The organism is Vogesella lacus (assembly GCF_979366295.1).
Genome location: NZ_CEETQT010000035.1, coordinates 1 through 582, shown reverse-complemented (window position 1 = coordinate 582; position 582 = coordinate 1). Strand labels below are relative to the sequence as shown.

General features: G+C 63.4%; 1 protein-coding gene. It reads right to left on the bottom strand.

Translation table 11 applies throughout. The annotated features are described in order from the left end of the window. Window positions 1-582, bottom strand: a 582-nt coding sequence (locus tag ACZ9W6_RS17580) for an Ig-like domain-containing protein (RefSeq protein ID WP_465192485.1), incomplete at both ends; no start/stop codon positions are given.

The window sequence follows — 582 nt, the reverse complement described above, 5'->3', positions numbered from 1 at the left end:
CGGTGAGGCTGTGGCTGCCATCGGCCAGCGTGCTGCTGGTAATGCTCCAGTTGCCCTTACCATCAACCGTTGTCGTACCGAGTAAGGTGGTGCCATCGGTGTCGTAGAGCTTGACGATGGCGTTGGCCTCACCGGTGCCGGTAATGACCGGCGTGCTGATGTTGGTGAGATAGTCCCCGCTGGTGCCGCTGTCACTGCCGGCCGAGAGGGCTGGTGTGGCGGGTGCACTTGGTGCGGTAGTGTCGATATCGACAGTCAGGCTACTGCTGGCGGCGGAGACATTGCCGGCGGCATCGGACTGCTTGACGATGAGGCTGTGGCTGCCATCGACCAGCGTACTGCTGGTAATGCTCCAGTTGCCCGAGCCATCGGCAGTGGAGGTGCCCAGCAGGGTGCTGCCATCCGTGTCGTAGAGCTTGACGGTAGCGTTGGCCTCACCGGTGCCGGTAATGACCGGCGTGCTGATGTTGGTGAGATAGTCCCCGCTGGTGCCGCTGTCACTGCCAGCCGAGAGGGCTGGGGTGGCGGGTGCACTTGGTGCGGTAGTGTCGATATCGACAGTCAGGCTGCTGCTGGCGGCGG